Origin of the sequence: Actinoplanes campanulatus (genome assembly GCF_014647795.1) — a bacterium.
GTDB lineage: Bacteria > Actinomycetota > Actinomycetes > Mycobacteriales > Micromonosporaceae > Actinoplanes > Actinoplanes campanulatus.
This window is the reverse complement of the sequence record NZ_BMPW01000001.1, coordinates 716,703-730,730: the sequence shown is the minus strand read 5'-3', so window position 1 is coordinate 730,730 and position 14,028 is coordinate 716,703. Positions and strand designations below refer to the sequence as shown.

The 14,028-nt window shown below is 70.4% G+C and carries 13 protein-coding genes; 6 read left to right on the top strand and 7 right to left on the bottom strand.

What is annotated here, in order from left to right; all coding sequences use genetic code 11:
* The first annotated feature begins 5 nt into the window (after window positions 1-5).
* Window positions 6-1,259, top strand: a complete 1,254-nt coding sequence (locus IEZ13_RS03215; RefSeq protein WP_183216465.1) for a DivIVA domain-containing protein — start codon at window positions 6-8, stop codon at window positions 1,257-1,259.
* Window positions 1,260-1,317: 58 nt separating this feature from the next.
* On the opposite strand, the gene IEZ13_RS03210 is transcribed toward IEZ13_RS03215, so the two are convergent.
* Complete coding sequence (locus tag IEZ13_RS03210) at window positions 1,318-1,557, bottom strand: DUF2631 domain-containing protein (RefSeq protein ID WP_183216461.1); 240 nt, start codon at window positions 1,555-1,557, stop codon at window positions 1,318-1,320.
* 121 nt (window positions 1,558-1,678) lie between these two features.
* Between IEZ13_RS03210 and IEZ13_RS03205 the strand changes: the two genes are divergently transcribed.
* Window positions 1,679-3,229, top strand: a complete 1,551-nt coding sequence (locus tag IEZ13_RS03205; protein WP_183216459.1) for a Rieske 2Fe-2S domain-containing protein — start codon at window positions 1,679-1,681, stop codon at window positions 3,227-3,229.
* On the opposite strand, the gene IEZ13_RS03200 is transcribed toward IEZ13_RS03205, so the two are convergent.
* Both IEZ13_RS03200 and IEZ13_RS03195 read right to left on the bottom strand, forming a co-directional pair.
* On the bottom strand, window positions 3,226-4,782 hold the full coding sequence (locus tag IEZ13_RS03200) for a phytoene desaturase family protein (RefSeq protein WP_183216457.1): 1,557 nt from the start codon (window positions 4,780-4,782) through the stop codon (window positions 3,226-3,228). The genes IEZ13_RS03205 and IEZ13_RS03200 overlap by 4 nt on opposite strands.
* An 11-nt stretch (window positions 4,783-4,793) precedes the next feature.
* Complete coding sequence (locus tag IEZ13_RS03195; RefSeq protein WP_183216455.1) at window positions 4,794-5,585, bottom strand: YhjD/YihY/BrkB family envelope integrity protein; 792 nt, start codon at window positions 5,583-5,585, stop codon at window positions 4,794-4,796.
* A 61-nt stretch (window positions 5,586-5,646) separates the two neighbouring features.
* Here IEZ13_RS03195 and dxr point away from each other — a divergent pair, with 61 nt between their 5' ends.
* The 3 genes from dxr to ispG all read left to right on the top strand — a co-directional run bounded on the left by dxr (window position 5,647) and on the right by ispG (window position 9,375).
* The gene (gene dxr / locus IEZ13_RS03190) at window positions 5,647-6,855 is read left to right on the top strand and encodes a 1-deoxy-D-xylulose-5-phosphate reductoisomerase (protein ID WP_183216453.1); all 1,209 of its coding nucleotides are present in this window, start codon (window positions 5,647-5,649) and stop codon (window positions 6,853-6,855) included.
* Complete coding sequence (locus tag IEZ13_RS03185; protein WP_183216452.1) at window positions 6,855-8,114, top strand: M50 family metallopeptidase; 1,260 nt, start codon at window positions 6,855-6,857, stop codon at window positions 8,112-8,114. The genes dxr and IEZ13_RS03185 overlap by 1 nt, the downstream gene beginning before the upstream one ends.
* Before the next feature lie 88 nt (window positions 8,115-8,202).
* The gene (gene ispG, locus IEZ13_RS03180; RefSeq protein ID WP_183216450.1) at window positions 8,203-9,375 is read left to right on the top strand and encodes a flavodoxin-dependent (E)-4-hydroxy-3-methylbut-2-enyl-diphosphate synthase; all 1,173 of its coding nucleotides are present in this window, start codon (window positions 8,203-8,205) and stop codon (window positions 9,373-9,375) included.
* A 6-nt stretch (window positions 9,376-9,381) separates the two neighbouring features.
* Here the strand turns inward: ispG and IEZ13_RS03175 are convergent, their stop codons facing one another.
* Window positions 9,382-10,221 carry a GNAT family N-acetyltransferase gene (locus tag IEZ13_RS03175; protein ID WP_183216448.1) on the bottom strand — a complete coding sequence of 280 codons (840 nt, stop codon included), beginning with the start codon at window positions 10,219-10,221 and terminating at the stop codon, window positions 9,382-9,384.
* Window positions 10,222-10,383: 162 nt separating this feature from the next.
* Between IEZ13_RS03175 and IEZ13_RS03170 the strand changes: the two genes are divergently transcribed.
* The gene (locus IEZ13_RS03170) at window positions 10,384-10,944 is read left to right on the top strand and encodes a PadR family transcriptional regulator (RefSeq protein ID WP_183216446.1); all 561 of its coding nucleotides are present in this window, start codon (window positions 10,384-10,386) and stop codon (window positions 10,942-10,944) included.
* A gap of 60 nt (window positions 10,945-11,004) precedes the next feature.
* Here the strand turns inward: IEZ13_RS03170 and IEZ13_RS03165 are convergent, their stop codons facing one another.
* The 3 genes from IEZ13_RS03165 to IEZ13_RS03155 form a co-directional block, all read right to left on the bottom strand.
* Window positions 11,005-11,970 carry an LLM class F420-dependent oxidoreductase gene (locus IEZ13_RS03165; RefSeq protein ID WP_183216444.1) on the bottom strand — a complete coding sequence of 322 codons (966 nt, stop codon included), beginning with the start codon at window positions 11,968-11,970 and terminating at the stop codon, window positions 11,005-11,007.
* Window positions 11,971-12,066: 96 nt separating this feature from the next.
* Complete coding sequence (locus IEZ13_RS03160) at window positions 12,067-13,134, bottom strand: ABC transporter permease (RefSeq protein WP_183216443.1); 1,068 nt, start codon at window positions 13,132-13,134, stop codon at window positions 12,067-12,069.
* Window positions 13,131-14,024 (bottom strand): ABC transporter ATP-binding protein, encoded by an 894-nt coding sequence (locus IEZ13_RS03155; protein WP_183216441.1) that lies wholly within the window; start codon window positions 14,022-14,024, stop codon window positions 13,131-13,133. The genes IEZ13_RS03160 and IEZ13_RS03155 overlap by 4 nt, the downstream gene beginning before the upstream one ends.
* Window positions 14,025-14,028 lie beyond the last annotated feature (4 nt).

Here is a 14,028-nt window from a genome sequence, read left to right as displayed (position 1 = left end):
ACGTTGTGACGAGTCAGGGGCAGCGTTTCCGAAGGCGTGCGCTGCGGCGTGGCTACAAGGTCGACGAGGTCGACGCGTTCCTGGACCGGGTCGAGGCGACCCTGGCCGGGGAGCAGGTCGGCCCGCCGGTGGCGGCGCAGGAGGTGCACGACGTCGTCTTCCGTGTGCGCTTCGGCGGCTATGACGAGTGGCAGGTCGACCTGCACCTCGACCGGGTGGAGCGGCAGCTCGCCGAGTTCGAGGAGCGGGGCGGGCGTCCCGCTCCGGATCCCATGCGCGACTCCATGCGCAGCGGCCTGACCGCCGCCTCCGCCTCCGGTCCCCCGTCGATGGGCCCCGGCCCCGGCGGCCCCGGCCAGGGCTTCGACCGTGGCGGCTTCGACCGTGGCCCCGGCGGCCCCGGTGGCATGCCGCAGGGGCAGGGCTTCCCGCCCCCCGGCCAGGGTTACCCGCCGGGAGGCGGCATGCAGCCGCAGGGCATGCCCGGTCAGGGTGGCTTCGGCGGCCCGCAGCAGCCGGCCGGCCCGGCCATGAACCCGGCGGCCCGGATGGCGTCCCCGCCGACCGAGCGGCTGCCCGCACCGGTGCGTGACGACCGGATGCTGCCCCCGCAGATGCCGCAGCGGCAGCAGCAGCAGCTTCCGCCCGGCCCCGACCCGTACGGGCGGTACGACGAGCCCACCGGTTACGGCCAGCAGCCCCCGCAGCAGCAGCCTCCGCAGCGGCCCGGCCCGCCGCCCGGCTACGACCAGGGTGGTTACGACCAGGGCGGCTACGACGGTTTCGAGCCCGGCCGGCACGGCAAGGCCGACATGACCGCCGAGATCCGGATGCCCGACCGGGACCCGCGCGGCGGTTACGGCCAGATGCCGGGCGCCCCGATGCCGGGTTCGCCGATGGCCATGCCCGGTTCGCCGATGCCGGGCGCGCCGATGAGCGGCCCGCCGTACGGCGGGGGTTACGGCCCGCAGCAGCCGCAGCTCGGCCCGCCGCTGGGTGAGCCGGGTGGCGAGCTGTACCGGGTGGACCAGTTGCGCCGCACGTTCCAGCCCCGCCGGTTCGGCAGCGGCTACGACCCGATGCAGGTGGACCGGCTGTTCGAGGGCATCCTCCAGGCGATGACCGGTCGCGGCCCGATGCCGGTGAACGAGAACGACCTCGACATGCTGCAGTTCGGTCTGGTGCCGAACGGCTACTTCGAGGCTGAGGTCGACGCCGCGCTGCGCGAGGTGAAGGACATCCTGCTGCGGCGCCGCTGAGTCAGCGAAACCGAGAAAGAGGGGGCCGACGGCCCCCTCTTTCTTCGTCAGCCGAGGGCTACTGGTCGTTCGGCCGGAGGCCGCTGCGGCGCAGGATGGCGTCGCCGATGATGATGGCGATCAGGCCCACGGCGATCACGGCGAGCCAGACCTTCTCGGTGTTGCCCTGCTGGTTGCCCCAGAAGAAGAGCAACATGATGGCGGCCGAGATGATCGCGCCCTTCTGAGCCCGCTTGCGGTTGCCGGGCTTCAGCTGGTCGGGCGCGTAGACCTCCTCGTGGTGTTCTTCCGCAGCCACGGTGGCGACCTCCTAGTCGATGTTGAATCGGAAACAGTCTGTCACGGGGTCGGCGGGCGGAACCCACCAACCCGGCTGTACTTTCGAGGCGGTAAAAAGCCGCAAGCAGAGGAGCGATTCAGTGCGGATCACGGGCACCGGCCATGCGAGCATGCGGATCGACACCGCTGCCGGCAGCATTCTGTGCGATCCGTGGGTGAACCCGGCGTACTTCGCCTCCTGGTTCCCGTTCCCGGACAACTCCCAGCTGGACTGGGAGACCCTGGGCGACGTCGACTACCTGTACGTCTCCCACCTGCACCGGGACCACTTCGACGCGGAGCACCTGAAGAGGTTCATCAGCAAGAAGGCCACCGTGCTCCTGCCGGAGTACCCGACCAGCCAACTCGAGGACGAGCTGCGGGCGCTGGGCTTCACCAGCTTCCTGCGGACGAAGTCCGACGAGGTGCACGAGCTGGACGGCGGCCTGAAGGTGATGATCCAGGCGCTGATCAGCCCGACCGACGGCCCGATCGGTGACTCGTCGCTCTGGGTGGAGTACGACGGCGTCCGCGTGCTGAACCAGAACGACGCCCGGCCCGCCGACCTGACGCGGTTCAACGAGCTGGGCCACGTGCACGCGCACATGCTGCAGTTCTCCGGCGCCATCTGGTACCCGATGGTCTACGAGCTGCCGGAGAACGCGAAGACCGCGTTCGGCAAGCAGAAGCGGGAGCGGCAGTTCGACCGCACCTGGCGTTACATCGACGACCTGAAGGCGGACTTCGTCTTCCCGATCGCCGGTCCGCCGTGCTTCCTCGACGACGAGCTGTGGCAGTTCAACGACATCCACGGCGACGAGGGCAACATCTTCCCCGACCAGTCGGTGTTCCTGTCCGAGTACGCGAAGGTCGGCGGCACCAACGCGGTCGTCCAGCTGCCCGGCAGCGTGACCGAGCTGACCGACGGGGGCACGAGGCAGAGCACCACGCACCCGATGCCGGTCAACGAGTTCTTCGCCAACAAGAAGGCGCACCTGGAGGAGATGCGGGAGCGTAAGCGCCCCGTCATCGAGGCCGAGAAGGCGTCCTGGCGGCACCCGGAGATCGACGTCCTCGGCGAGCTGAAGAAGCGGATCGAGCCGCTGCTCGAGGAGTCGATCTACATGGCCAAGGGCGTGGGCGGCCCGGTCCGCTTCGACCTGGTCTCCTACGACGGCGACGAGGTCGAGTCGATCGTGGTCGACTTCCCGGGCAAGCAGGTCCGGGCGTACGCCGACGAGAAGGTCCGCTACCGCTTCCGCACCCAGCGCGAGCTGATCGAGCACCTCATCTTCATCGACGAGGGCGACTGGGTGAACTCGCTGTTCCTGTCCTGCCGCTTCTCGGCGGCCCGGATCGGTCAGTACAACGAGTTCGTCTACGCGTTCTTCAAGTGCCTCTCCGAGGAGCGCCTCCAGTACGCCGAGGGCTGGTACGACGAGCACGAGAAGGCGGTCGACGCCGAGGACATCGAGTTCGGCGACTGGACCGTGCAGCGCCGCTGCCCCCACCTGAAGGCCGATCTGTCCCGGTTCGGCATCGTCGAGGGCAACGTGCTGACCTGCCAGTTGCACGGCTGGAAGTTCGACCTGCCGAGTGGCCGTTGCCTCACCGGCGTCGGCCACAAGATCCGTGCCGAGAAGAAGGCCTAGACGGCGAGATCGCGAAGGATGCGGCGGGCCGCGTTGTGGCCCGCCGCGCCGATCACGCTGCCGGCCGGGTGCGCGCCGGCCGAGCCGTGGTACAGCCCGTCCAGCCCGGTGAAATAGGGCATCCGCCGGTCGAAGGCGACCGTGTTGTCGACGTGGTGGATGTGCCCGCCGGTCATCCCGAAGTGCTCCTCGATCCCCGGCGGGGTCAGCGGCATCACATCGGCCACCAGGTCCGACGTCCCCGGCGCGTACCTGTCGCAGATCGCGAGCAGGCGGTCCACGTACCCCGGAAGCTCTTGATCCCACGAAGATCCGGCAGGTTGGAAGGGCACCGACTGCACGAAGAGCGCGGACGAGTGATGCCCGGCCTCGTCGCGCAGCGACGGGTCGATGGTGGTGTGCAGGTACCACTCGATGGTCGGCTCGTCCGGCAGCACCCCGGCCTGCACGTCGGCCCACATCCGCCGCAGGTTCGTCATCGGTGAGGCATCGCCCGGCAGCAGGTGGATGGTCGACCCGAACGGCGACGGCGCACCCTCCGGCAGGCAGGAGAAACGCGGCAGATCGCGCAACGCGAGATTGACTTTGAGGGTGCTGCCCGGCCGCTTGACCGCGGTCATCCGCTCGGTGAGCGAGACCGGCAGAGCACCTTCAGGGACAAGACCCATCAATTGGTACGGGTCACAGCCGCCCAGAACGACATTCGCCGCGACCGACCGCCCATCGGCCAGGACCACCCCGCTGGCCGCCCCGCCGTCCACGGTCACCGCCGTCACCCGGGCATCCGTGTAGAGGCGGGCCCCGGCGGCCCGCGCGGCGTCGGCGAACACCCGGGAGACCGTGCCCATCCCGCCCTCGGCGATCAACCAGGTCCCGTCCGAGCCGGGCAGCCGGCACATGTTGTGGACCAGGAAGTTGTGCCCGGTGCCCGGATCGTCCGGTCCGGCGTTCAGCCCGGACAGGCCGTCGGTCACCGCGTACATGGCGATCAGCAGCTCACTGGCGAACCCGAAACGGCCCAGGTAGTCGACGACCGATCCGCGTACCAGATCGAGGAAGGTGCTCTGGAGCTGCGGCCGGATGTAGCGGTCGGCGATCTCCTCGACGGACCCCGGCTCGGTCAGCCAGGAAGGCGCGAGATCGGCGCGCAGCGCGCCGATCTCGCAGGCCAGCGTTTCGTCGGCGGCGGCGTCGCGGGGGGCCAGTTGCGCGCGGTTGGCCGCGCCGTCACTGCCGAAGAGGAGGTACGGCGAGCCGGCCGGCCCGGGCGACGGCAGGAAGTAGTGCGGATCCCGGCGCAGCACCGGAATGTCCACGTCCAGCGTTGTCAGCAGCTCCGGTGGCATGAGGCCGAGCAGGTAGGAGCCGGTCGACTGGCCGAGACCGGGAACCTTGGCGAAGGGATGCTCGGTACGCGTGGCGCCGCCGAGCACGCCCGCCGCCTCGAGCACGACGACGTCGAGCCCGGCGCGGGCCAGCAGGATGGCGGAGACCAGGGCATTGTGACCGGCTCCGATGATCACCACGTCGGCGCGGCCAGGAATGGGCGTCATGTGCTGCCACGCTACCTCGCGATCGGCGCGGCATCCTCGGACGAACGATCCTTGACAGCGCGCGTGGCCGCGAACCCGGTCAGCACGATCACGTGGAACAGGTAGAGCCAGAGGCCGACCGCGACCACCCCGCCGATCACGGTGAATCCGCCGAACGGCAGACCCAGGTCCAGCGGAAGGGAGCAGAAGAGCACGAAACCGTGCAGGAAACCGGAGAGGTTCGCCGCGGTGAACGAGCCGATCAGCACGGTGGCCGGCCATGGCGGGCGACCCGGCGCCACATAGCGGAAGACCCAGATCACCACCGGGGTCAGCACCAGCCACACGGCCAGGAACGAGAGCACCACGCCGAGCACCGACCACCAGCCGCCACGCAGCCACAGGGCGCTCGTCGTGGGCAGTGCCAGGAGCAGGGCCAGGAGCAGGGCCGGGGCGGCGGCCAGCAGCGGCAGCCAGAGCACCCGGCCGCGCCAGCCGACCAGCCGCTCGCCGGGGCGGGCGATCGAGGCGAAGGCGCGGCGCAGGCCCTCGCCGTACAGGGTGGCCGGGAGCAGGCTGGCCAGCGCCAGCATCGGGGTCAGCCCCAGCCCGGCGTCGATGAGGGCGGAGAGGGCGTGCGGCGCGCCGATGTCGTCCGGCAGCGCCGCGATGGTCCGGCCGGTCAGCTGGCGTACCCGGTCCGCGCCCACCGCCAGGCCGGTCAGCCAGACCGCGAGCAGGGCGACCGGGACCACCGCGATCCCGGCGTAGAAGGTGATCGCGGCCGAGTGCAGCGCGAGATCCTTCCCGCGCAGGAGAGCCATCGATCGCACGCCGGATCGATACCCCGATCCGGCGGCCGGCTCACCCGGGCCGTCCGGAAAGATGAGCGGTATGCGTGACCTCGTACTGCTCGGCTCCACCGGATCCATCGGCACCCAGGCCATCGACATCGTCCGGCGCAACCCGGACCGGTTCCGGGTGGTGGCCCTCGGCGCCGGTGGCGGCAACGTCGAACTGCTCGCCGCCCAGGCTCTGGAACTGGGCGCGGAGGTGGTCGGCGTGGCCCGTTCCTCGGTCACCCAGGACCTTCAGCTCGCCTTCTACGCCGAGGCGCAGAAGCGGGGCTGGGCCACCGGCGACTTCAAACTGCCCAAGATCGTGGCCGGCCCGAACGCGATGACCGAGCTGGCGAAGTGGCCGTGCGACGTGGTGCTCAACGGCGTGGTCGGCAGCCTCGGCCTGGCGCCCACCCTGGCCGCGCTGGAGAGCGGCCGGATCCTCGCCCTCGCCAACAAGGAGTCCCTGGTCGCCGGAGGGCCGCTGGTCCGCCGGGTCGCCAAGGAGGGCCAGATCGTCCCGGTCGACTCCGAGCACTCGGCGCTCGCCCAGTGCCTGCGCGGCGGGACGGCGGCCGAGGTGCGGCGGCTGGTGCTGACGGCCAGCGGCGGGGCGTTCCGGGGCCGCCGGCGCGACGAGTTGACGAACGTCACCCCGGAGGAGGCGCTCAAGCACCCGACCTGGGACATGGGCCCGGTCGTGACGATCAACTCGGCCACCATGGTGAACAAGGCGCTCGAGGTGATCGAGGCGCACGAGCTGTTCGGGGTGGCGTACGACGACATCGAGGTGATGGTGCACCCGCAGTCGGTCCTGCACTCGCTGGTCGAGTTCACCGACGGCTCGACGCTGGCCCAGGCCAGCCCGCCGGACATGCGGCTGCCGATCGCCCTGGCCCTGGCCTGGCCGGAGCGGGTGCCCCACGCGGCGGCCGCGGTCGACTGGACGAGCGCACACAACTGGGAGCTGCGCCCGCTGGACGACGAGGCGTTCCCGGCGGTGCGGCTGGCCAAGCAGGCCGGCCGGGCCGGGCGCTGCCTGCCGGCCGTCTACAACGCGGCGAACGAGGAGTGTGTGGCCGCTTTCGTCTCCGGTCGGCTACCGTTCCTGGGCATCGTCGACACCCTTGAGCGGGTGCTGGCGGCGGCCCCCGATTTCGCGGAGCCGGGTAACGTCGATGACGTGCTTGCCGCAGAGGCGTGGGCCCGCGCCCAGGCACAGCGGACGATCGCGACTGTGGCTGAAGGAGCCTGATGCTGTTCTGGCTGGGTGCGGCGGCGTTCGCGCTGACCATTCTGATCTCGGTGAGCCTGCACGAGCTGGGTCACATGATCACGGGCAAGCGCTTTGGCATGAAGGTGACCAAGTATTTCGTCGGGTTCGGCCCGACGATCTTCTCGTTCCACCGCGGTGAGACCGAGTACGGATTGAAGCTCATCCCGCTCGGCGGATTCTGCAAGATCGTCGGGATGACGCCGCAGGACGACGACGTCGCCCCGGAGGACCAGCACCGCGCCATGTGGCGGTTCCCGGTCTGGAAGCGGACCGTCGTGATGGCCGCCGGCTCGATCACCCACTTCATGCTCGCGCTGGCCGGCGCCTGGGTGATGGCCTGGAGCATCGGCCTGCCGAACATCGCTCTGCCGAACACCCCGGAGGAGCAGCGTGCCGCTCCCGCGATGATCTTCGTGGGCGACTGCGTCCGCCCCTCCCTCTCCGACACCAGCCCCGAGTGCGTGCCCGGCCAGAACGGCGCCGTGGCGGCTCCGGCCAAGGCCGCCGGCCTGCAGACCGGCGACGTGATCACCAAGGTCGGCACCACCGCGGTGGCCAGCTACGGGCAGCTCACCGACGCCATCCGGGCCCAGGCCGCCGGCCCGACCCCGTTCGAGTACGTGCGGAACGGCCAGACCGGGACCGCCACGGTGAACCTGGTCAGCGCCGAACGGACCCCGCTGGATGACCCGGACGGCCCGGTTTCCCAGGTGCCGGTCGCCGGTGTGAACTGGACGACGGACCAGCCGAGGGTGATCGAATACAGTCCTCTCGGCGCGATCCCCGCCTCCGGCGAGTTCAACTGGTACCTGGTGGAGAACTCGATCAAGGCGATGGCCCGGATCCCGGAGAAGATCCCCGCGCTCTGGAATTCGATCACCGGCGACGAGCGCGACCCGGACACCCCGATCAGTGTGGTCGGGGCCAGCCGGATCGGCGGCGAGGCCATCGAGAAGGGTGTGCCCGAGGTCTTCTGGCAGGTCTTCATCTCGCTGAACGTGTTCATCGGGCTGTTCAACCTGCTGCCGCTGCTGCCGGTCGACGGCGGGCACATCGCCATCGCCTGGTTCGAAGCAATTCGCTCGTGGGTCTACAAGCGTTTCCGGCGGCCTGATCCGGGCCGGGTGGACTACTACAAGTTGATGCCCGTGACGTACGCGGTCATCCTCATCGGTGGTGCGTTCACCCTGCTGACCGTCACCGCCGACATCATCAACCCGATCACGATCTTCAAGTGAGTGCTATGAAAGTTGTTCACGACGGTGGAGACCATGGATCCGAAACTCACTCTCTCTGCGACTCACGGAAGGTCGTGAACAACTTCCAATGACTTCCATCAGTCTGGGCATGCCGGCCGTTCCTCCGCCGCCGTTGGCCCCTCGTCGGCAGAGCCGTCAGATCAACGTCGGGGGAGTGCTGGTCGGCGGCGGCGCGCCGGTCAGCGTCCAGTCGATGACCACCACCCTCACCTCGGACGTCAACTCCACGTTGCAGCAGATCGCCGAGCTCACCGCGTCGGGCTGCCAGATCGTCCGGGTCGCCGTCCCGTCGCAGGACGACGTCGAGGCGCTGCCCGCGATCGCCAAGAAGTCGCAGCTCCCGGTGATCGCCGACATCCACTTCCAGCCGAAGTACGTGTTCGCCGCGATCGACGCCGGCTGCGCCGCGGTCCGGGTGAACCCGGGCAACATCCGGCAGTTCGACGACAAGGTGAAGGAGATCGCGAAGGCGGCCTCCGACGCCGGCATCCCGATCCGGATCGGCGTCAACGCCGGTTCGCTCGACAAGCGGCTGCTGGAGAAGTACGGCAAGGCCACCGCCGAGGCGCTGGTCGAGTCGGCGCTCTGGGAGTGCTCACTGTTCGAGGAGCACGGCTTCCGGGACATCAAGATCTCGGTGAAGCACAACGACCCGGTCGTCATGATCCGGGCGTACCGGCAGCTCGCCGAGCAGTGCGACTACCCGCTGCACCTCGGCGTGACCGAGGCCGGTCCGGCGTTCCAGGGCACGATCAAGTCGGCCGTGGCGTTCGGCGCCCTGCTGGCCGAGGGCATCGGCGACACCATCCGGGTCTCGCTGTCCGCCCCGCCGGTCGAGGAGATCAAGGTCGGCAACCAGATCCTGGAGTCGCTGGGTCTGCGCGAGCGCGGCCTGGAGATCGTCTCCTGCCCGTCCTGCGGCCGGGCCCAGGTCGACGTCTACACCCTCGCCGAGCAGGTCACCGCGGCTCTCGACGGGTTCCCGGTGCCGCTGCGGGTGGCCGTCATGGGCTGTGTCGTCAACGGTCCCGGTGAGGCCCGTGAGGCCGACCTCGGTGTGGCGTCCGGCAACGGCAAGGGCCAGATCTTCGTCAAGGGCAAGGTCATCAAGACCGTGCCCGAGTCGATCATCGTGGAGACCCTGGTCGAGGAGGCGCTGCGCCTCGCCGACGAGATGGGCGCCGACCTGCCTGAGGAGCTGCGCGACCTGCTCCCCGGCCCGACCGTCACCGTGCATTAGGGGAAGCTAGAAGAGAACAGTTGCGAATGAGCCCGCCGAGACGAAGCCACAGCGTGCGTAGACTCGGCGGGCCGTCGTGTTGTAGTCGTTGACGTAGAGGCTGACCGTCGGCGCGACCCGGCGCAGGGCGTCCGCCACGACGGTCGCCATGGCGCCCGTGGCGATGCCGCTGCCGCGGTACTCCGGATGCACCCAGACGCCCTGGATCTGCGTGGTCCGCCGGGTGACGATCGCCAGCTCGGCCTTGAAGATCACCAGGTCGCCGTCGAACTTCGCATACGCCCGCTTCGCCTTCACCAGCTCCGCGATCCGCCGCCGGTAGCCACGCCCGCCGTCGTCCTGCAACGGTGAGACGCCGACCTCCTCGGTGTACATCGCGACCGCGGCCGGGAAGAGCTGATCGACCTCGCTGGAGCGGACCAGCCGGACCGAGGGGTCGGCGCGCACCACCGCGTCCCGGTTGGTGACCAGCAGCGGCTGATGGGGTCGGACATCCCGGGCCGGCCCCCAGTTGCCGCCGAGCCTGTTCCACAGATCGAGCACCGCCTCCGAGCGGCCGATGATCGACGAGCAGACCCGTGGCTCGGCGCCCAGCAGATCGGCGAAGGCGGCCGTGGCGGGCGGTGTCGCGCCCACCGGCACCAGATGCGCCCCGGACCAGACGATCGACTCGATGTGGCGCTCCGGCTCGTAGCCGTAGATCCGCCCGTCCGACCGCCACCAGTTCAGGCCGTGTGCCGCGACCCGCTCAGCGATTTGGGCGCCCGCGTAGGGGTCGGCGTCGAGGATCCGCTCGACGGCCGCGCGCTCGGGCTCACCGAGCTGGCGAATGGGCACCGTCAACACAGGTATCACATTGCCAGATGCGCGCCCGCTGACACGTACCGCAACCCCGCGATCTCAGAAACCCTTGCCGTCGACAGATTGCCGATATATCGTCTAACTATCGACGACAGAACGGAGAAGGTCATGAGGCACCCTCACGGAGGACCCGGACACGGTGGCTGGATGGGCGAGGCGCGCAGGCGTGGCTTCGGGTTCCCGCCCGGTTTCCCCTTCGGCGGCCCCGGTGGCCCCGGTTTCCCGCCGCCCGACTTCGGCGGCAGGCCCGGGCCACGGCGTGGTGGTCGCGGCGCCCGGCAGAACGTCCGGCCCGCCATCCTGGCGCTGCTCCTGGAGCGCCCGATGCACGGTTACGAGATGATCCAGGAGCTCGACTCCCGGACCGGGGGGATCTGGCGCCCGAGCCCCGGCTCGGTCTACCCGACCCTGCAGCTACTGGAGGACGAGGGCCTCATCGAGGTCACCGCCGAGGGCGGCCGCAAGAGCTACCGGCTCACCGAGGACGGCCGGCCCGAGGCCGAGACCGCGGCACAGAACCCGCCGTGGGCCCAGATCGGCGCCGACACCATGTCCCAGGTGCAGGACTTCCGCGACGCGGCGGTCGGCATCATGGGCGCGCTCAAGCAGGTCGGTTTCAGCGGCACCCCGGAGCAGCGCCAGAAGGCGCTCGAGGTGCTCAACGACACCCGGCGCAAGCTCTACGCCATCCTCGCCGAGAGCGAGTGAAACCCCGCGAAAAGGCGCACCCGGTTCGGTCCGGGTGCGCCTTTTCCATGCAAACGGCCGTCAGTTGCGGCCCAGGGCGGCGATCAGCTCCAGGAGGGCCGGGAGGCCGCCCCGCTCCAGCTCCGGGGTGGGGGTCAGCGCCATGATCGGAACGGTGACGCCGGCGTCCGCGTAGGCCTGCACGCGGGCCCGGCACTCGTCCGGCGACCCGTGCACGATCAGGTCGTCGACCAGTGAGTCCGGGATGGCGGCCAGCGCGCCCTTGCGGTCGCCGGACTGCCAGGCCTGCCACATCGGGGTGAGGATCTCCTCGCGGCCGAGCCAGCGGTGGAAGGCGGCGTACGCCGGGACGGTCAGGTACGACGTGATCAGGCGACGGCCCACGGCACGGGCGTAGGCGGCGTCCTCGGTGGGGACCATGAAGATCCGGGTGGCCACCTCGAAGCCGGGCCGCGCCTCCTTGGTCTCGGCGAGGGCGGTGGCGACGTCGCCCGCGGACAGCCAGTTCAGGATCACGCCGTCGGCCTCGGCCGCGGCCAGGCGCAGCATGCCGGGGCGCAGTGCGGCGAGCATCACCTGCGGCGGGACGGCCGGCGGCCGCTCCAGGCGGAACCGGCGCACCCGGAAGGTGCCGAACTCGCCGTCGGTCAGCTCCCCGGCGAGCGCCGAGCGCAGGAAGCGGAGCACGCCCCGGCTGCGCTCGAACGGCTTCGTGAACTCCACCGCGTTCCAGTCGCCGACCACGACCGGCGAGGACGCGCCGATGCCCAGCTGAAACCGACCCGGCGCGGCCTCGGCCAGCGCGGCGGCGGTCATCGCGAGCAGGCCCGGCCCACGGGTGAAGACCGGGGCGATGGCGGTGCCCAGGCTCAGCCGTGGCTCCCAGGCGGCGGCCAGGGTCAGCGGGGTGAACCCGTCGGCACCGGCCACCTCGGCCGTCCAGGCGTCGGTGAAACCCGCGTCGGCCAGCGCCGTGAACACGGGCGCGTGGTCGGCCAGCGGAATGCCGCCGAACGGTAAGGTCATGCCCCATCGCATCGACATGACCTCGATCCTGCCGTTCACGATCACGTGATGTCCACCACCTCGGGACGGATGTGGGATTTCTCCACCGGGCCGGGATCAGCCGATCGGGGTGGGGTTGCGCCAGGCGGTCGCGAAGGACGTACGCCCGTTGGTGCGCAGCAGCGACCCCTGGTAGATCCGGGCCCCGGCCAGCAGGGTGAGCCCGGTGGTCAGCAGGAGCAGGGCCAGCGACACGAACGGCTCCCAGGTGGCGGCCTCGCCGGTGAACAGGCGGACCGGCATGGCCACCGGGGCGGAGAACGGGACGTAGGACAGCACGGTCATCGCCACCGGGTTCGACTGGAAGGCCAGTACCAGGAAGAACGGCGTCATCACCAGGAGCTGGAGCGGGGCCGTGGTGGCGCCGAGATCCTCCTGCCGGGCGGCCAGCGCGCCGACCCCCGCCCAGAGCGCCGCGAGCATCAGGAAGCCGACCACGAAGAACGGCAGGAACCAGCCGATCGCCGGCAGGATCGCGTCGATCACCGGGCCGCCCACGTCGGCCACCCGCATGCCGACCAGGCCGACCACGGCGATCAGGGCGAGTTGGCCGAAGGCGAGCACGGTCATGGCGGCCACCTTGCCGGTCAGCAGCGCCCGGACCGGGATGCTGGCGACCAGGATCTCCACGATCCGGGTCTGCTTCTCCTCGGTGACGCTCTGCGCGATCTGCACGCCGAACGAGATCGTGGTGAAGAAGAAGAGCGTGGCCAGGGCGAACGGGACCAGGAAGCGGGCCGCCTCGTCGAGGGCGTCCGGATTGAGGAACTCCACCGGGGGCGAGGTGCTGAGCGCCGCCACCACCTCGCCCGGCGCCTCCTCCATGGCCAGCACCCTCGGCCCGTCGACCACGGCGGCCGTCACCTCGTCGTCGCGGACCATCCGTTCGGCGGCGGCCGCGTCCGGGACGGTGATCACCTCGAGGCCGGCCCGCTCCAGGACGGCGACGTGGGTGGTGCCGACCACGGCGACCTTCTCCGGGCCGCCGTTGATCAGCATCGGCAGCACCACCCCGAGCGCCGTGAAGAAGAGCAGCAGGACCGTACTGAAAAGGAAGGTCTTGTCGCGGAGCTTGACCCGGATCTCCCGGCCCGCGACCAGCTTGGCGGCTTCGAACGTGGTCACTGGATCACCTCTCGGAAGATCTCGGCGAGCGAGGGGCGGACCGGCGCGAAGGCGCGGACCGGGCCACGGGCCAGGGCGGCGTGCAGGAGCGCCTGCTCGTCGGCGCCGGGGTCGAGGTCGACGACGGCCCGGCGGCCGTCCAGCTCCAGCAGGGTCACCCCGGGCTCGTCGCGAAGCCAGCCGGCATCGGAGTCCACCTCGATCCGGAAACGGGGCAGCGTGTACTGATCGCGCAGCCGGGCCCGGGGGCCGGCCGCCCGGATCGTCCCGTCGGCGATGATCACCAGGTCGTCGCAGAGGCGCTCGACCAGCTCGAGCTGATGGCTGGAGAAGAGCACGGCGGCGCCGGCGCGGGCCCGCTCGCGGAGCACGGCGAGCACCGTCTCGATGGCGATCGGGTCGAGACCGGAGAACGGCTCGTCCAGTACCAGCAGCTCCGGGTCGTGCACCAGGGCGGCGGCGATCTGGGCGCGCTGCTGGTTGCCCAGCGACAGCTTCTCCACCGGATCGTTCCCCCGCTCGGCCAGCTCCAGCCGCTCCAGCAGGGCGGTGGTGCGCCGGCGGGCGTCGGCGACGCCGATCCCGTGCAACCGTCCGAGGTAGACGATCTGCTCGGCCACGGTCATCTTCGGGTAGAGGCCGCGCTCCTCCGGCATGTAGCCGAACCGCTGCCGGTCGGCCCGGGTGATCGGGGCGCCGCGCCAGGTCACCGCCCCGGTGTCGGCGGCGAGCACGCCCAGGACGATCCGCATCGTGGTGGTCTTGCCGGCGCCGTTCGCGCCGACGAAGCCGGTGAGCCGGCCGGAGTCCACGGTGAACGAGACGTCCTTGAGGACCCGGCGCTCGCCGAAGGACCGGCTCACGGCATCGACGTTCAGGACGGTGGTCATGGGA